Annotated in this window: 18 protein-coding genes; 7 read left to right on the top strand and 11 right to left on the bottom strand. The window is 72.2% G+C overall.

Features of this window, described 5'->3' with window-relative positions; translation table 11 throughout:
• Positions 1 to 19 precede the first annotated feature (19 nt).
• Positions 20 to 2167, top strand: coding sequence for an MMPL family transporter (locus tag L2K70_RS03125; RefSeq protein WP_236398843.1), 2148 nt, complete (start codon positions 20 to 22; stop codon positions 2165 to 2167).
• An 8-nt stretch (positions 2168 to 2175) separates the two neighbouring features.
• On the opposite strand, the gene L2K70_RS03120 is transcribed toward L2K70_RS03125, so the two are convergent.
• Together L2K70_RS03120 and mca are read right to left on the bottom strand one after the other, a co-directional pair.
• Entirely contained in the window at positions 2176 to 2424 is a 249-nt protein-coding gene (locus L2K70_RS03120) for a hypothetical protein (RefSeq protein ID WP_236398841.1), read from the bottom strand.
• Positions 2425 to 2447: 23 nt separating this feature from the next.
• On the bottom strand, positions 2448 to 3347 hold the full coding sequence (gene mca, locus L2K70_RS03115; protein WP_236398838.1) for a mycothiol conjugate amidase Mca: 900 nt from the start codon (positions 3345 to 3347) through the stop codon (positions 2448 to 2450).
• A 38-nt stretch (positions 3348 to 3385) separates the two neighbouring features.
• On the opposite strand from mca, the gene L2K70_RS03110 reads away from it, so the two are divergent.
• Together L2K70_RS03110 and greA are read left to right on the top strand one after the other, a co-directional pair.
• Positions 3386 to 3775: a DUF4307 domain-containing protein gene (locus tag L2K70_RS03110; RefSeq protein WP_236398835.1), complete on the top strand. Its 390-nt coding sequence runs from the start codon at positions 3386 to 3388 to the stop codon at positions 3773 to 3775.
• A 234-nt stretch (positions 3776 to 4009) separates the two neighbouring features.
• A complete protein-coding gene (gene greA, locus L2K70_RS03105; protein WP_236398831.1) occupies positions 4010 to 4501 on the top strand; it encodes a transcription elongation factor GreA in 492 nt (163 codons plus the stop codon).
• A 125-nt stretch (positions 4502 to 4626) separates the two neighbouring features.
• Here the strand turns inward: greA and ilvA are convergent, their stop codons facing one another.
• From ilvA to L2K70_RS03075, 6 genes are all read right to left on the bottom strand, one after another.
• The gene (gene ilvA / locus L2K70_RS03100) at positions 4627 to 5835 is read right to left on the bottom strand and encodes a threonine ammonia-lyase (RefSeq protein WP_236398828.1); all 1209 of its coding nucleotides are present in this window, start codon (positions 5833 to 5835) and stop codon (positions 4627 to 4629) included.
• Positions 5832 to 7199: an AI-2E family transporter gene (locus L2K70_RS03095; RefSeq protein ID WP_236398825.1), complete on the bottom strand. Its 1368-nt coding sequence runs from the start codon at positions 7197 to 7199 to the stop codon at positions 5832 to 5834. The genes ilvA and L2K70_RS03095 overlap by 4 nt, the downstream gene beginning before the upstream one ends.
• A gap of 10 nt (positions 7200 to 7209) precedes the next feature.
• A complete protein-coding gene (locus tag L2K70_RS03090) occupies positions 7210 to 8610 on the bottom strand; it encodes a glutamate mutase L (RefSeq protein ID WP_236398821.1) in 1401 nt (466 codons plus the stop codon).
• The gene (locus L2K70_RS21510; protein ID WP_236398818.1) at positions 8607 to 8924 is read right to left on the bottom strand and encodes a DUF202 domain-containing protein; all 318 of its coding nucleotides are present in this window, start codon (positions 8922 to 8924) and stop codon (positions 8607 to 8609) included. The genes L2K70_RS03090 and L2K70_RS21510 overlap by 4 nt, the downstream gene beginning before the upstream one ends.
• A gap of 1 nt (position 8925) precedes the next feature.
• Positions 8926 to 10086 (bottom strand): cystathionine gamma-synthase, encoded by a 1161-nt coding sequence (locus L2K70_RS03080; RefSeq protein ID WP_236398815.1) that lies wholly within the window; start codon positions 10084 to 10086, stop codon positions 8926 to 8928.
• 88 nt (positions 10087 to 10174) lie between these two features.
• A complete protein-coding gene (locus tag L2K70_RS03075; protein ID WP_236398814.1) occupies positions 10175 to 10834 on the bottom strand; it encodes a hypothetical protein in 660 nt (219 codons plus the stop codon).
• 153 nt (positions 10835 to 10987) lie between these two features.
• Here L2K70_RS03075 and msrA point away from each other — a divergent pair, with 153 nt between their 5' ends.
• Positions 10988 to 11638 carry a peptide-methionine (S)-S-oxide reductase MsrA gene (gene msrA, locus L2K70_RS03070; protein WP_236398811.1) on the top strand — a complete coding sequence of 217 codons (651 nt, stop codon included), beginning with the start codon at positions 10988 to 10990 and terminating at the stop codon, positions 11636 to 11638.
• 75 nt (positions 11639 to 11713) lie between these two features.
• Positions 11714 to 12067, top strand: a complete 354-nt coding sequence (locus L2K70_RS03065) for a YciI family protein (RefSeq protein ID WP_236398808.1) — start codon at positions 11714 to 11716, stop codon at positions 12065 to 12067.
• A gap of 53 nt (positions 12068 to 12120) precedes the next feature.
• On the opposite strand, the gene L2K70_RS03060 is transcribed toward L2K70_RS03065, so the two are convergent.
• Positions 12121 to 12663, bottom strand: a complete 543-nt coding sequence (locus L2K70_RS03060) for a hypothetical protein (RefSeq protein ID WP_236398805.1) — start codon at positions 12661 to 12663, stop codon at positions 12121 to 12123.
• A gap of 155 nt (positions 12664 to 12818) precedes the next feature.
• On the opposite strand from L2K70_RS03060, the gene L2K70_RS03055 reads away from it, so the two are divergent.
• Complete coding sequence (locus L2K70_RS03055) at positions 12819 to 13550, top strand: CDP-alcohol phosphatidyltransferase family protein (RefSeq protein ID WP_236398803.1); 732 nt, start codon at positions 12819 to 12821, stop codon at positions 13548 to 13550.
• A 4-nt stretch (positions 13551 to 13554) separates the two neighbouring features.
• Here L2K70_RS03055 and L2K70_RS03050 read toward each other — a convergent pair whose 3' ends face one another.
• Positions 13555 to 13839, bottom strand: a complete 285-nt coding sequence (locus L2K70_RS03050; protein ID WP_236398800.1) for a DUF1905 domain-containing protein — start codon at positions 13837 to 13839, stop codon at positions 13555 to 13557.
• Between the two features lie 178 nt (positions 13840 to 14017).
• On the bottom strand, positions 14018 to 15499 hold the full coding sequence (locus L2K70_RS03045; protein WP_236398797.1) for a S8 family serine peptidase: 1482 nt from the start codon (positions 15497 to 15499) through the stop codon (positions 14018 to 14020).
• A 135-nt stretch (positions 15500 to 15634) separates the two neighbouring features.
• Between L2K70_RS03045 and L2K70_RS03040 the strand changes: the two genes are divergently transcribed.
• A complete protein-coding gene (locus L2K70_RS03040) occupies positions 15635 to 16978 on the top strand; it encodes an ABC1 kinase family protein (protein ID WP_236398794.1) in 1344 nt (447 codons plus the stop codon).
• The last annotated feature ends 32 nt before the right edge of the window (positions 16979 to 17010 follow it).

The following is a 17010-nucleotide window of genomic DNA, read 5'->3' as shown; positions in this document are numbered from 1 at the left end:
CCCCGGTTACAGTCGGCCCGTGCTGGACGACCTGGGGCGGGTGCTCCACCGCGGGCGCCACTGGGTCGGCGGGGCGTGGCTGGTCCTGGTCCTGCTGGGCGCCACCGTGGGCGGTGGCGTCTTCGACCTGGCGCAGACGCCGGATCCCCTGCGCGAGTCGGCGGAGTCGGCGCAGGTCGCGCAGCGACTCGAGTCGGTCGACCCCGAGGGGGAGCTCGTCGTCGCCGTGCTCACCGGCACGGACGTCTTCGCCGTCGACCTCGTCGACCAGGCCTCCCGCGTGCTGCACGAGGTGCGTGAGCTCCCCGGCGTCGTCGAGGTGCGCGACCCGTGGACGACGGGTGCCCAGGACCTGGTCGCCCCGGATCGGCTCGGCACGGTGGTGGTGGTGGAGCTCGACCCGGCGCTGGACCGCGACGGCGCTGTGACCACCGCCGGGCAGGTGGCCGAGACGCTTCGTCGAGTCGCGATGCCGGAGGTACTCGTCGGCGGACCGCTGCTCGCGGAGGAGGCGTTCGGTGACCAGGCCGTCCGCGACGCCGCGCGCGGGGAAGGCGTCGCCGTCGTCCTGCTGCTCGGCGTCCTGGCCCTCACGCTCGGAGGCGTCGTCGCCGGCGCCCTTCCTGTGCTCACCGCGCTCGGGGCCGTCTGCGCGGCGCTGCTGGCGCTCGCCGGACTCGCGCGCGTGACGTCCGTGAGCGAGTACGCCGTCAACGTGGTGACCCTGCTCGGCCTCGGGCTGGGTGTCGACTACGCCCTGCTGCTCCTCGGCCGGTTCCGCGAGGAGCGGGCGGCGGCCCCGCGGTCGACGGACCTCGCCACGGTCCTCGGCCGCACGCTGGCGACCGCCGGGCGCACCGTGCTCGTCTCGGGGCTCACGGTCGCCACCGCACTGACCGGCCTGCTGCTGGTCGGCGACCCGGTCCTCTCCCCGATGGCCGTCGGCGGGCTGGTCGCGGTGGGTGCGGCCACCCTTGCCGGACTGACCCTCGCACCCGTGCTGATCGCGTGGGGCCACGCACGGGTGCCCGCCCCGGGTGCCGGCCGGTTCCTCGGCGGGACGCCCAGCGCCCACTCCCTCCTGGCCCGCTTGGCCGGCCTCGCCCAGCGACGGCCGTGGCTGGTGCTCGTGGGATGCACCGCCCTCCTGGTCGTGCTCGCCTCTCCGCTGCTCGGACTCGACCTGCGCAACTCCGACACCCGGTCGCTCCCGCGGGACAGCGAGCCACGGCTGGCGCTGGCCGCCATCGACGCGGGCTTCCCCGACGAGACCGCGACCCAGGTCACGGTGCTCCTCGAGGCGCCGTACACCTCTCCCGAGACCGCGGCGGCGATGGCCACGCTGGACGCCATGCCCGGCGTGGCCGACGTGATGCTGCTCGACCCTGGCCCGGACGACAGCAGCCACATCCTCGTCGAACCGCTCCCCGACGCCGCCGGGGACTACGACGGACCCCAGGCCCAGGACCTCGTGCGCCGGCTGCGGGCCGCCGACCTCGGCCCGGCGGCGACGGTCGGCGGGCCCACCGCCGAGCTGGTCGACACTCGGGACGCTCTTGCTGAGCGGGCGCCGCTCGCGGTGCTGGTCGTCGCCCTTCTGACGGCCCTGCTGCTCGGCGTGCTCACCCGCTCGATCGTCGTACCCCTCAAGGCGATCGTCCTCAACCTGCTCTCGCTGGGCGCGACGCTCGGTGTCGTGGTGGCCGTCTTCCAGTGGGGGTGGGGCTCCTCACTCCTCGGCTTCGACCCGTGGGGTGCGATCGACGTGACCACTCCCCTGCTGCTCTTCATGTTCGCGTTCGGGCTGTCGATGGACTACCACGTGTTCCTCGTGGCCAGGATCCGCGAGGCCTGGGACGCGGCCCGCTCCGCCCGCCCGCCGCGCCGACGTGCGGGCGAGGTCGAGCCCCGCGCGATCAACGACCGGGCCGTGCTCACCGGCATCACCGCCTCGGGACCGGTAGTGACCCTCGCCGCCGTCGCGATCGTGATCGTGTTCCTCGGCTTCGCGCTCGGCGAGCTCGTCGCCGTCAAGGAGATCGGAGTGGGCATGACGGTCGCCGTGCTCATCGACGTCACGATCGTGCGCGGCCTGCTGCTGCCGGCGTCGATGACGCTGCTGGGCGCGTGGAACTGGTGGCTGCCCGCGCGCTGGTCACGCGACTGAGCGCGCGATCACCGCTCCTCGGTCGTCGAGGGCGTCTCGGCCGCGTCATCCCTGGTGACCGGCTCGTCGCCGTAGACCCCGGCGTCCTTGGCGGCCTGCGCCTTGCGCAGCTGCTTGACGAGGCTGAACCCGATGACCACGACCGCGACGATCATGAACATCCACACCGCGAAGCCCAGCGGACCGGCCTTCACCTCGGTGGGGTCGGGAGTCGTGTCCATCAGGATGGACAGCGGGACGATCAGCTGGTCGAGCATGCCCCCAGTCTCCCACTTCCCCGTCAGGGTGCGGGGATCGGGATGCCCGCGAAGAGGTCGTCCTCCGGCAGCGTGCTCTCGACCGTCGACGACACCAGCTCGTAGTCCTCGGTGGGCCAGGTCTTCTGCTGGATCTCGCGCGGGATCGCGAACCACATGCCGTCGGGGTCGATCTGAGTCGCGTGGGCCAGCAGCGCCTGGTCGCGGACCCCGAAGTACTCGCCGCACGGGACCTTCGTGGTGATCCGGTCGTCCCAGTCGGGCTCGCGCTCCCAGGTGGCGAGCCGCTCCGTGTAGGGCGACTCCAGGCCGTGGGCGAGCATCGCCTCGTGCAGGGCGTTGGTCTTCGCCCAGCTCCAGCCGTGGTGGTAGTAGAGCTTCATCGGCTGCCACGGCTCACCGGCGTCGGGGTACTTCTCCGGGTCGCCGGCCGCCTCGAAGGCCGCGACGGAGACCTCGTGGCAGCGGATGTGGTCGGGGTGCGGGTACCCCCCGCGCTCGTCGTACGTCGTCACGACGTGCGGGCGGAACTCGCGGATCAGCCGCACCAGGCGCTCGGCCGACTCCTCCAGCGGGACCAGCGCGAAGCAGCCCTCCGGCAGCGGCGGCTTGGGGTCGCCCTCGGGCCAGCCGGAGTCGACGAAGCCAAGCCAGTCCTGGCTGATGCCGAGGATGTCGCGGGCGCGGTGCATCTCCTCGCGGCGGATCTCCGTGATGTTCTCCCACACCTCGGGGCGGTCCATCTTCTCGTTCAGGACCGAGCCGCGCTCCCCACCCGTGCAGGTGACGACGTGGACGTCGACGCCCTCGGCGACGTACTTGGCGGTGGAGGCGGCGCCCTTGCTCGACTCATCGTCGGGGTGGGCGTGGACGTGCATCAGTCGGAGCCCGGTCTTCGACCGGTCCGCGGGGGGTCGGGCCATGGTCTCCATCCTAGGAGCCCTCTCTTACCCTCTTCACCGTGACCACCGACCTCGCCGACCGCTACGGCACCGCGCCCGGGTGGCGACGCCCCGTGGCCATGTCGCTGGCCGCCGTCCTCGCGGTCGTCGGTCTCGGGTGGCTCGGCTGGACGATGTGGTTCCACGCCACCCCGGCCGTCCGCTCCGAGCTCGTGTCGTTCCAGGTCACGAGCGACCACGAGACCGAGGCGCGCCTCGACGTCCGCGTCGGCGGGGGCGTGGACGCGACGTGCCGGCTGCGCGCGTTCGCCGAGGACCACACACCGGTCGGCGAGCTGGCCTTCACACCGACCAACGGCACCAACGAGGTCGTGATCCGCACCGAGCGGCGCGCCACGACGGTCGAGAAGCTCGGCTGCACGAGCGACGGGCAGCCCCGCCCCCGCTGACCTTTCTGCTGACCTGCTTTTTGGCGCGGGTGTTGCTAATCTGGACGTTCTGCCCGTCCCCGGGTGCGCTGGTCCATGCCGAGCCTGAGCTCCGTGACCGCGCCGACGCCGATCGGACGGACGAAGAACCACCGACCCCCTCCGGGTGCGCTGGGGCACACCCAGAACGTCCAGTCACACCCAGTCGCATCCCCGGAGCACACCCCGTACCAACCGCGAAGCAGGAGCAACGACATGACCGACCAGGGCACCATCTGGCTGACCCAGGAGGCCTACGACAAGCTGCAGGCCGAGCTCGACGACCTGAAGGGCCCCAAGCGCCAGGAGATCATCGAGAAGATCGCCGCCGCGCGCGACGAGGGCGACCTCAAGGAGAACAGCGGCTACCACGCGGCCAAGGACGACCAGGGCAAGCAGGAGGCCCGGATCCGCCAGCTCGAGGACATGCTCCGGCGCGCCGAGGTGGGCGAGACGCCTCCCGACGACGGCGTCGTCGAGCCCGGCATGGTCGTGACCGTCGACTTCGGTGACGGCGACCACGAGAAGTTCCTGCTCGGCGCCCGCGAGAACCTGAGCGAGGGCGACACGCTCGACGTCTACTCCCCCGAGTCGGCCATGGGCGCCGCGATCAACGGCAAGTCCAAGGGCGACACGGTCACCTACTCCACGCCTACCGGCAAGGAGCTCAGCGTGACGATCGTCGACGCCGAGCCCTACCGCGCCTGACGTCTCACCCGATCACCGCCCTTCGGCGTGTCGGGGTCGTGTCGGCTCCTCGGCGGTGGTGGAGCCACATTCCTCGCGCCCGAATGTGGTTGGGCCACCGCTCGAGGAGACCGGCGTACGACGGCTCAGCCGGCGACGCGGTAGCCCCGCTGGCGCAGCCGCTCCACCAGGTGCTCGGCGTGCGCCTCGCCGCGGGTCTCGAGCTGGATGCGGACCTCGACCTCGTTGAGGGTCAGCGACGGCGAGATCCGCTCGTGCGCGACCTCCAGGACGTTGGCGCCCTCGTCGCCGATCTCGGCCAGCAGCGAGGAGAGCCCGCCGGGCACGTCGGGGATGCAGACCAGCAGGTAGAGGTAGCGACCGGCCGCGGCGAGACCGTGCCGGATCACCTTGCTCAGCAGCAACGGGTCGATGTTGCCGCCGGACAGCACGGCGACGGCGGGCGTCTCGAACCCGCCGGGGTTGTCGAGCAGCGCGGCGACGGCGGCGGCTCCCGCGGGCTCGACGACCTGCTTGGCGCGTTCCACCAGGGCGAGCAACGCCTGTGACAACGACTCCTCGGAGACGGTGATGATGTCGTCCACGTGGTCGCGCACGGCGGCGAAGGTGATGTCGCCGGGCCGTCCGACCGCGATGCCGTCGGCCATCGTGCTCATCGACTCGAGCGGCACCGGCTGGCCCGCTGCGAGCGATCCGGGGAACGCCGCCGCACCCTCGGCCTGCACGCCCACCACACGCACGTCCGGGCGCAGCGCCTTGATGGCGATCGCGACCCCGGCCAGCAGCCCGCCGCCGCCGGCCGGCACCAGCACCGTCCGTACGTCCGGCACCTGCTCAAGCACCTCCAGGCCGAGCGTGCCCTGCCCGGCGACGACGTCGACGTGGTCGAAGGGGTGGATCAGGACCGCACCGGTCTCCTCGGCGAACGCGCGGGCCGCGGCCAGCGAGTCCTCGAGGTAGCGGCCGTGGAAGACGACGTCGGCGCCGTAGCCGCGGGTCGCCTTCTCCTTCGGGATCGGCGCGCCCTCGGGCATGAACACGGTGGAACGGATGCCGAGCGTGGTCGCGGCGAGCGCGACGCCCTGCGCGTGGTTGCCGGCCGAGGCGGCGACGACGCCGTGGGCGCGCTCCTCCTCCGACAGCCGCGAGATCCGGACGAAGGCGCCCCGGGCCTTGAAGGAGCCGGTGCGCTGGAGGTTCTCGCACTTGAGCAGCACCGGCCCGCCGACGAGCGAGGACAGCCAGCGCGACTCCTCCATCGGGGTCGTCACGGTCACGCCCTCAAGGACCTCGCGCGCGGCGGCGATGTCCGCAAGGCCCACCTGCTCGGTCATCGGTCCTCGTCCTTCCGGGTGTGGTCGTCGGGAGCGTCCGGCCCGGACAGCGGCCCGTCGTCCGGCGGGGTGCTCGACGGCGGTGAGCCGTCGGGCGCGAGATCGTCGTCGAGGGCGTCGTCGGGCTCGTCCTCGCCGATGTCGGTGTAGGAGGCCAGGTGCTGGGCGACGGCGTTGCCGGCCGCCGCCAGCGGTACGGCGATGAGCGCGCCGGCGACGCCGGCCACGAGGACGCCGCACCCGATGGCGACGATGACGCCGAGCGGGTGCAGCGAGACGAAGCGGCCCATGAGGAAGGGCTGCAGGACGTGGCCCTCGAGCTGCTGGACGATGATCACGCCGACCAGCATCAGCAGGGCGGTCCACGGGCCCTGGTCGACGAGCGCGACCAGGATGGCCACCGAGCCGGCGATCGTCGCGCCGATCATCGGGACGAACGCGCCGAGGAACACCAGCACCCCGATCGCGACGACGAACGGCACGTCGAGGAAAAAGGCCACCAGCATGATGCCGATCGCGTCCGCCAGGGCGACGAGCACGGTCGCGCGGACGAACTGGGTCAGCGACACCCACGCCACCCGGCCCGAGGCGTCGACCCGCTCCCGGGCCGCGCGCGGCGCGAGCCGCACCATCCAGGCCCAGATCCGGTCACCGTCGGCGAGGAAGAAGTAGGTCGAGAAGAGCACGATGAAGAAGCCCGCCACGACGTGGCCGACAGCGGTGCCGACCTCGGTCACCCGGGTGACCATGCCGTCGGTCCCGGTGCTGTCGGTCACGGTCTTCTGCACGCTCTCGATGTAGCCGTCGAGCTGCGAGTCGGAGACGTGGAACGGTCCGGTGCGCAGCCACTCGCGCACCTGCTGCAGGCCCTCGACCACGGAGTCGGCGAGGTCGCTGGCCCCGGCTGCGACCTGCTGCCCGACGAACGTCAGCAGCAGTGCGACGGTGCCGATCCCGAGCACCATCACGATGCCGGTCGACGGGCCGCGGGGCATGCCGATCCGGCGCAGGAGGTTGACCAGGGGCACCGCCAGGGCGGCGATCAGGAGCGAGATGGCCAGTGGCAGCGTGATGACCGCGAAGTAGCGCAGCGTCCACAGCAGGCCGAGCATCGCGACGGTGATCACGATCAGCCGCCACGACCACGCGGCCGCGAGGTCGAGGCCCCACGGCACCTGGGCCCGGCTGAAGTTGGAGGGGCCGGCCGCGATCACCGGCTCGGCACGCCGCTCGGCGCGCGCCTGGGCCCACTGGCTCACGATCCGCTCGGCGAGCCCGTCGTCGTCCTCACCGCGGCCGAGGGCCGCGAAGAACCGGCGACGACCGGTCTCCTCCTCGTCCGCCCGGTCCCGATCGTCGCTCACGCCTCCCACGCTACCGACGCCCCGCCGTGCGCAGCCGCTCGACCAGCCGGTGCGCCGCCACCGGGTGCTCGGCAGCCAGGAGGCCGGCAGCTGCCAGGACGTAGTCGTGGTCCACGACGACCGCCGGGTCGCGCGGCAGCTGCCACCCGCCCTCGAAGGCATCACCCGTCGCGGGCTCGAGCACACGTCGTACGGCGTCCGGGCCGCCGTGGCGCAGCACCCCGCCCGAGCCGACCAGCAGGTCGACCTCGCGGAGGTCCTTGCCGCTGCGCTCGACCACCCGACCCTCGGGACTCACCACCACCTTCGACCGGCCCGCGTGGCGCTCGAGCGCGATCCGCACCGCGGCGGCGGCGATCTCGAGGTCGGTGTCCCGCTCCTCGTCGGAGTCGGGCAGGAGGTCGGGCTGCCCGCGACGCCGTACGGCGGCCGCGCGCAGGTCCTCGCGACCGGCGGCCTCGACGGTCGACACCGCCGACCACCGCATGCCGAGGTCGCCCTCGACGGTGCGCGTGACGGGCGTGGTGGCGACGACCTCGCGGGCCAGGCCACTGTCCTCGGGGTCGAGCTCGACGACGCTGTGCACGTCGGTCGTGGCGCCGCCGACGTCCACGACGACCACATCGCCGGCACCGGGGTGCTCGTCGTCGAGGCCGCGCGCGAGCAGCTCGACCCCGGTGAGGACCACGTCGGGGGTGGCGCCGCGGACGAGGTCGGTGAAGCTCCGGCCGCGGGCGTCGGTGCGGCTGCTGAGGTGCTTGCCGCCGATGACGTGGGACAGGAACATCTCGCGGATGGCCGCGCGGGCACTGTCGGGAGCGAGCACCCCGATCCGCGGCACGACGTTGTCGGCGAGCACGTAGGGCGTCCCGGACCGGTCGAGCAGGTCGGACACCCTCGCCTGGGACTCGACGTTGCCGGCGACGACCACGGGGCCGGGCCACGGCGTGCGCGACAGGAGGTCGGCATCGCCCTCGAGCACCTCGGAGTTGCCGCCGTCGGTGCCGCCGACGAGGAGGACCACGTCGGGCTGGGAGCTCCGCAGGTCCGCCAGCTTCGCGTCGTCGAGCCCCCCGGAGAGCACCAGCACGACCTTGCCGCCGCTGGACAGCGCGACCCGGCGGCCGGCCTCGGCGGTCACCAGCTCCTCGTTGCCGACCACCGCGATCCGCAGCCCGCCGCCGGCGCTCGAGCACGCGAGCACGTCGGCTTCCGCGGCGGCAGGTTCCTGCTCGGCCAGCGCGTGCATGCAGGCGTCGTACCCGTCGAGCACGTCACCATCCCCCGCGGCGTCAGGCAGGGTGGTCGGGTGGCTGGCCGTGGCCAGGAGCTCGCCGGTGCGGAGGTCGACCAGTGCGGCCTTGGTGAAGGTGGAGCCGAAGTCGACGCAGGCCGTCACGGTGGCGCTCACAGGACCACCGAGATCCCGGCCGCGACGATCACCACGACCACGGCTGCCGCGAGGAGGGGCACGGTGACGCCGGCGGCGAGGTCCTGGCCGGCCCGGATCGCCCGGTCCGCCTGGCGGTAGCGCAGCCACCCGCCGATCGCCGCGAGGAGGGCGGACGCCACGAGCAGGATGCCGAGCAGCCGCTGCGGCCAGGACGGGTCGAGCAGGTGGAAGACCGCGAGAGCAGCGGCGACCAGTCCGACCGCGGTGCGCTCGTAGGCCAGGAAGGTGCGCTCGTTGGCGAGCGAGAACCGGACGTCGGGCTGGTCGGCCACGTCAGCCGAGCGCCCGGTCGAGGTCGGCGACGAGGTCGTCGATGCTCTCGATGCCGACGCTCAGTCGGATCAGGTCGGCCGGCACCTCGAGGTCGGTGCCGGCGACGCTCGCGTGGGTCATCCGGCCCGGGTGCTCGATCAGCGACTCGACGCCGCCGAGCGACTCGCCCAGGGTGAAGACGTCGGCGCGCTCGCACACGGCCAGCGCCTGCTGCTCGCCGCCCGCGACGCGGAACGAGATCATGCCGCCGAAGCGCTTCATCTGCCGGGCCGCCACCTCGTGCCCGGGGTGCGCCGCGAGCCCGGGGTAGATGACCTCGCTGACCCGCGGGTCGCCGTCGAGGAACTCGACGACCTTCTCGGCGTTGTCGCAGTGGCGATCCATCCGTACGCCGAGCGTCTTGAGGCCGCGGTGGGTGAGGAACGCGTCGAACGGGCCGGCGACCGCTCCCATGGCGTTCTGGTGGAAGCCGATCCTCTCGGCGAGGTCCAGGTCGCGTACGACGACCGCTCCCCCGACGACGTCGCTGTGACCGCCGACGTACTTGGTCGTCGAGTGCACCACGACGTCCGCGCCGAGCGTCAGCGGCTGCTGGAGGTAGGGCGAGGCGAAGGTGTTGTCGACGACGAGCAGCGCGCCCGCGTCGTGGGCGACGGCGGCGAGGGCCTCGATGTCGCCGATGGTCAGCATCGGGTTGGTCGGCGTCTCGACCCAGACGAGCTTGGTGCGACCGGGCTCGACCGCGGCCGCCACGGCCTCCGTGTCGGCCACCGGCGCGGCGCTGTAGGCGGTGCCCCAGAGCTTCGCGACCTTGTCGAACAGGCGGAACGTGCCGCCATAGGCGTCGTCGGGGATGACCACGTGGTCACCGGGTGCGGTGAGCGCCCGGATGATCGCGTCCTCGGCGGCCAGGCCGGAGGCGAAGGCGAACCCCTTCTCACCGTCCTCGACGGCCGCGAGCGCGCCCTCGAGCGCCGTACGCGTGGGGTTGGCGGAGCGGCTGTACTCGTAGCCGCCGCGCAGGCCGCCGACGCCGTCCTGCTTGTAGGTGCTGCTGGCGTAGATGGGCGGGTTGACCGCCCCGGTCATCGCGTCGGGCTCGTAGCCGGCGTGGATCGCACGCGTCTCGAACCCGGTCTTGTTGGCACGTTCCTGGGTCACCGCTCGAGCGTAGACCCAGCCTCTCCCGGGCAGCCGAACGGCCGCCACCTCTCCCCAAGGAGGTGACGGCCGTCGGTCACGGCAAACGTCAGTTGATGATGACGTTGAACGGCCGGTCGGCGGCGGCGCCCGCAGCGTCGTAGGTGCGCAGGTCGAAACCGCTGGTCTCGCATCCGGTGAACTGCTGACCGAAGCCCGTCGCGCTGCCGTTGAGCGTCACGTTGGCGACGTAGTCGTAGCCGGCGGACGACACGTAGGGCTGGTAGTCAGGAGCGAAGATCGTCCCGACGTTCTTCTCGACGTGCAGGCAGTAGCGACCTGTCCCGAGCTTGGAGACGCGGACCCGCCGGGAGGGCGCGAGGCAGAACCCCGAGCACGCCAGGTCGACGCCGTCGACCTTGGACATCAGCTTGGTGCCGTCGGCGGCGTAGCTGGCCACGGCGATCGCCGCGCCCGGCGCGCCCTGCGGTCCGGCCGGGCCGGCAGCGCCCGCGGGGCCGGCAGGTCCGGCCGGGCCGGCAGGACCGGCAGGACCCTGCGCGCCGGCGGTCAGCTCGCCTGACTTGAAGTCGATGGCCTGGAGCGAGCCGTTCTTCACGTCGGCGCTCTTGATGGAGGAGTTGATGATCTGCGGCGAGCCGACGGAGTTCTTGGCGACTGCCACGGCGGCGTAGCTCGTGCCCCCGAGGGCGACGACGAGCGCCAGCGTCGAGGCGACGTTGGCGTAGGTGCTGGAACGGAACAGCATGTGGTGCCTTTCGATCAGGATCCGAGCGGATCGGTTGGCAGCACACTTCTCTGCCGCCTCGGTCAGCACATCGGTGGCAGCACGACGTCTAGACCACGTAATTCCACGTAGGCCACGCTCGGGACGCCTTGCGTGAGGAGGGAGAATGGAGCCATGTTCGGATTCGGCAAGCCCAGCACCCTGCCCACGCCCGACCAGGCCCTGCCCGGCCGTGAGCAGCAGATGTGGACCCTCGGCGAGCACGTCGTCCTCCACACGCCCGTCGTCACCGACGAGGTCCCGGCCGGCCACGAGGTCGCGATCCTCGGCCTCGGCTGCTTCTGGGGCGCCGAGGAGATCTACTGGCAGGTGCCCGGCGTCTGGTCGACCTCGGTCGGCTACGCGGGCGGCATCACCCCGAACCCCACCTACGACGAGGTCTGCAGCGGCCGCACCGGCCACACCGAGGCCGTCCGCATCGTGTTCGACCCCGCCGTGGTGTCCTACGCCGACCTGGTCAAGCGGTTCTTCGAGATCCACGACCCGACCCAGGGCATGCGCCAGGGCAACGACGTCGGCACCCAGTACCGCTCCGCGATCTACTGGACCACGCCGGAGCAGGAGCAGACCGCGCGCGAGCTGACCAAGGCCTACGGCGAGGAGCTCGCCCGCCGCGGCCTCGGCGACATCACCACCGAGATCCGCCCCGCCAGCGAGACGCCGTACTACTACGCCGAGGACGCCCACCAGCAGTACCTCGCCAAGAACCCCTTCGGCTACCGCTGCCACGCCAACACGGGCGTGAAGTTCCCCGAGTCCGCCTGACCTGTCGATTCCGGGCCGCTTCGTCCGTCAGAGTGTCGGAGGGCCGCACGAGGCGGCCCCGGGATGAGGAGTGACATGACCCAGCCGACGACCAGGTACGCCATCTACTTCATGCAGCAGTGGGTCGGGGACCACCCGGCGGAGTGGTACCTGACCCGCGTCGAGCCCTCGCGGGCCGTCGTCCAGGAGATGCGGGACGCCGGCGTCCTGGTGTTCGCCGGCGGCCTCGTCGAGGACATGGAGCTGGCCTTCAGCGCCGACGGCACCAGCGGCGAGATGCTGGTGACCGACGGCCCCTACACCGAGGTGACCGAGTACCTCGGCGGCATCACGATCATCGAGGTCGAGACGATCGAGGAGGCGCGGCACTGGGCGGCCAAGGTGGCCGAGGGGTGCGGGTGGCCGCAAGAGGTCCGCGAGATCAAGTAGGCGGCCGAGGGTGGTGTCGAGTCTCGCTGCGCTCGCGCATCAACCACCGAGCCTCACTGGGCGACCCAGTCGGTGAAGGACCTCGGGGCGCCGAGCCAGTCGCGCCTGGTGCTGCTGCCGTCCGGGCGCGAGCCTGCGACCCGTACGGCGACCCGGACCTCGTCGGGGTTGCCCAGGGCCGCGCGCGAGATCCGCATCCGGACCTGATCCCGCTCGTAGTCGACCGTCATCCGGTACGAGCCCTCGACGGGCTCCCCGACGGCGGAGCTGGCGAAGCCGTCGGTGGTCAGCAGGGCGTAGTCGGTGCCGACGAAGTAGCCGCCCTGGAGGACGAACTCGGGGCCGGGGTCGCTCGGGTCGGTGTCGATGAAGACCGAGCCGGACGAGCCGGACCGGAAGGACTCCACCAGGTCGGTGTGGGTCGTGGTCACGACCACGTTCTTCCCACCGTGCCGGACCTCCACGGAGCGCAGGTCGACGCCGTGGCCGAGGTCCTGCGGGTCGGAGACGCCGATGCCGTCGGCGCTGGCCGGGAGCTGGGTGAGGGCGAGGGCCGCGACCGTGAGGGTCGCGGCGCTCAGGATGGTCGTACGCATGGTGCTGGTGTCCGTTTCTGTGTCGTGCTCCCGGTCGTCCGGGGCACACGGAGGACGCGGGACCCGCACCCGAGGTTGCATGAAGGTTGGATGTGGTCCGGACCGGTCTGACATGATCCACCTCTCGACGCATCCACCGACGACCGAGGAGGGACGTGGCCTCCCCCCGGCGCACCTTCCCGGCCCTCGCCTCCTGGCTCGTGCACGCCTACACGGCCTCCGGGCTCGTGCTGGCGTTCCTCGCCGTCGTCGCGGTCATGGAGGGCGACACCACGCAGTGCCTCTGGCTGTTCCTGGCGGCGATGGTCGTCGACGGCACGGACGGCATGCTCGCGCGCTGGGTGCAGGTCAAGCGCCACGTGCCGTGGTTCGACGGGGCGCTGCTCGACAACATCGTCGACTACATCACCTACGCCTTCATCCCGATGGTGCTGCTCTGGAGCGCCGGCCTCCTCGGTGACGGGGCCTCGGCGAAGGTGCTCGCAGTCGTGCCGCTGCTGGCCTCGGCGTACCAGTTCTGCCGTGTCGACGCGAAGACCGACGACCACCTCTTCCTCGGCTTCCCGAGCTACTGGAACATCGCGGCGTTCTACATCGTCGTGCTCGACCTGACGCCGGCGGCCGCCGCCGGCGTCCTGCTGGTGTGCTCGGTGCTGGTGTTCGTGCCGATCGGCTACGTCTACCCCTCTCGCACGACCACCCTGCAGGCGCCCACGCTCGCGCTGACCTGCCTCTGGCTGGTCAGCTACGCGGTGCTGCTCGTGCAGGCGCCCGACCCGAGCGCCGTCTGGCTCGCCGTCTCGCTGGCCTACGTCGCCTACTACGTGGGGCTGAGCCTCTACCTGACGGCCCGCCGCGGTCGCCGCACCGCTCCCGCCGCCGGCTGAGCCGCTACCGCCCGACCTGCAGGCGTACGTCGACCACGTCGCCGAGGGCGATCCCCTCGGCCCTCCGCACCGCGTCCTTCACCGGCAGGAACCAGGTCTGCTCGCGCGGGAACATCGAGGTCGTGAACTCCGTCGCGCCGATCCACGCGCGCACGGGCACCACGCCCCAGTAGACGACCTCGGCCTTCACCTCGTCGACGAGGTCGGCGGCGTCGAGGGGCAGCGGCACGAAGTGGTAGGGCGCGGGCCCGCGCCACTCCACGAGATCACCGCTGAATTCGAGCTCCATCCCCGATCACCTTCCCGGTCCCATGGCCCCAAGTCTGCCCGTGGACCCGGACGAGGGGCTGCCGGAACAGGAAAGCGGGCGGGAGCTCTCGCTCCCGCCCGCTACGTCCACCGCGCCCCTGTCGCGCGGCGGCTCCCCCCTGGAGGGTCTGTGTCAGCGCTGGTGTGACCCGGGTCGGTCAGCCCAGCGCCGCGACGGCGGCGACCACGTCGACGAGGCCGTAGCCCTTGTCGTACGACGTGGTGCCGAGCGGGCCGGACACGTAGCCGGCCCCGTCGGTGTACTTGTGGGCCGAGACCTTCAGCGCCCGCTCGATGTCGGCGGGGGTCGCGGACGGCTTGGCCTGGAACAGCTGGGCGACGATCCCCGCGATGTGCGGAGCAGCCATCGACGTGCCGCTGATCGTGTTGAACGTGCCGATGTCCAGCGCGCCGGGACCGTTCTGCGGGTCGAGGCCGGTCGCGCAGATCGCCAAGTAGAGGCGGCACGACGAGGTGATGTTCTCGCCGGGCGCCGAGATGTCGGGCCAAGTCGAGGCGTCAGCCGACGCGCCGCGTGAGCTGTACTCCGAGACCGTGCCGTCACGGGTGCCGGTGTCCTGGTCGTAGAACGAGGCGACGGACAGGATGCCGCCGGTCGGGTCCTGCCCGGGCGGGTTGGTGAGGCTCGTCGAGCCGTCCCCGCCGTCGTTGCCGGCCGCCCAGACGGTGACCACGCCCTGGGCCGCGAGCGCCCGCTGGAGCTTGACGGTCGCCGACTCCGGGTCGAACTCGCCCCCGCCGGTCGGGCCGTAGGAGTTGTTGGTGACCTTGATCGGCGGGCAGGTCGAGGCCGGGACGCCCGCGCCGCACGGAGCGGCGTGGTTCTCCAGCACCCAGTTGAGCGCCGAGTCGGCGCCGAGGATCACGATGCCGGCACCGGTCGAGATCGACACCAGCTTGGCGCCGGGAGCAGCGCCTTGGAGCTGGCCGCCGTCGCTCAGCGTCGTCGGGCGACCCGCCACGATGCCGTTGACGTGCGTGCCGTGTCCGCCGACCGAGAGCGTGTCGGTGTCGACGAACGCGGGGACGCGCTGGACCGAGCAGGTCTCGGTCAGCGGCTCGCACAGCGCCTTGAGGTTGGCCACCACGGCCGACGAGCCGTCGGCCTCCTTGAAGTAGGGGTGGGTCGGGTCGACACCGGAGTCGATGACCGCGACGCTGACGCCCTTGCCCGTCAGCGGGCTGCCGTCGGCGCCGGTGAGCGTCGAGGCCGCCTCGGCCCCGCGGGTCGCGGTGTTGGACGTCTCGGCCTGGTCGGCGAAGAACTCGATCGGCTGGGCGCCGCCCTCGACGTAGGTCACGCCGCTCTGGGTGCGGACCGCGGCGATCTGCGACTTCGTGGCGTTGGCGATCACGACACCGATCTGCCGGTACTCGCCCTTCTTGGCCATCCCGGTCGCGGCGACCGCCTGGCGGGCCGCGGTGATGTCGGTGCCGTGCACGAGCACGGTGGTCTTGCCGGTGAGCCCGGTCAGCTGCGTGGCGAGGAAGTCCGAGACGTTGGCCTGCTGCAGCGGCGCGGCGCCCTGCACGGCCGCGGTGGCGGTGCCACCGGCGGTGAAGGCGGCCGAGGCCGCGAGGATGCTCGCCGTGCAGGCGAGGGTCGTCCTGAGTCGCACGGTGATCCCTCCCGAGGGGGTGTGGGGTGTGTTGCCCCCTCAACGACGCAGGACGCGACGGGTCACGGAACCTGCGGACAGCGGTGGTTCGGCGCCCTGCCACGGGCGGATTGCGCGGCAGGGGACAATGGCCCCATGACCGAGCTCCCGCGCAAGGCAGCCGCCCGCACGGCCCGCCTCGCCGCGCTCCCCCTGGGGTACGCCGGCAGGCAGGCGATCGGGTTCGGCAAGCGCCTGGGCGGGCGCAACGCCGACGTGGTGATGAGCGAGGTCCAGCAGCGCACCGCCGAGCAGCTGTTCCGCACGCTCGGCGAGCTGAAGGGCGGTGCGATGAAGTTCGGCCAGGCCCTCAGCGTGCTCGAGTCGGCGCTGCCGGAGGACCTGGCCGCTCCCTACCGCGAGCACCTCACCGCGCTCCAGGACTCCGCTCCCCCGATGCCGACCGCGACGGTCCGCCAGCAGCTCACCACCTACCTGGGCGCGGACTGGAAGGAGCGGCTGGTCTGGCTCGACGGCGCCCCGACCGCCGCCGCCTCGATCGGCCAGGTCCACCGCGGCCGCTGGCTGGTGGACGGCGAGGAGCGCGACGTCGCGGTCAAGGTCCAGTACCCCGGCGCCGGCGAGGCGCTGATGGCCGACCTGCGCCAGATCGCGCGCGTCGCCCGCGGGATGGCGCCGGTCTTCCCGGGCCTCGACATCAAGCCGCTCGTCGCCGAGCTCCAGGCGCGCGCCGCCGACGAGCTCGACTACCACCTGGAGGCCGAGGCGCAGGCGGCCTACGCCGACGCCTTCGCCGACCACCCCGACATCAAGGTGCCGGGTGTCGTCGCCGTCGGCGAGCAGGTGCTGGTCACCGAGTGGCTCGACTCGCCCCACTCGCTGGCGCACGTCATCCGCGAGGGCACGCAGGAGGAGCGCGACCACTACGGTGAGTTGTTCGTCCGCTTCCTCTTCGAGGGTCCTCGGCTCACCGGGATGCTGCACGCCGACCCCCACCCCGGCAACTTCCGCATCCTGCCCGCGGCCGACGGCGGCCTCGGCCGCATCGGAGTGCTGGACTTCGGCGCGGTCGCCCGTCTCGAGGGCGGGTCGATGCCGCCCGCCACCGGACGGCTGCTGCGCATCGCGCTCGAGGCCGACCCGGAGTCGCTGGTGGCCGGGCTGCGCGAGGAGGGCTTCATCCGGGACAGGATCGAGGTGGACCCCGAGATGGTGCTGTCCTACCTCGCCCCGTTCGTCGAGCCGGCGGCGGTCGAGCGCTTCACCTTCACCCGCGAGTGGATGCGCGGCCAGTTCGAACGGGTCAACGACCCCCGCTCGGAGGAGTTCGCGCTCGCCCTCAAGCTCAACCTGCCGACGTCGTACCTCCTCATCCACCGCACCTGGGTCGGCGCCATCGGCATGCTCAGCCAGCTCAACGCCACCGCGCCCTTCCGCGAGATCCTCGAGGAGTCGCTGCCCGGCTTCGCCGAGGCCTGATCCTGCCGGCCGGCCCTCCATGTGCGCTGTAA

The organism is Nocardioides potassii, from assembly GCF_021648885.1.
Taxonomy (GTDB): Bacteria; Actinomycetota; Actinomycetes; order Propionibacteriales; family Nocardioidaceae; genus Nocardioides; species Nocardioides potassii.
The sequence above is the reverse complement of the archived record's forward strand: the minus strand, read 5'-3'. Positions and strand labels throughout refer to the sequence as shown.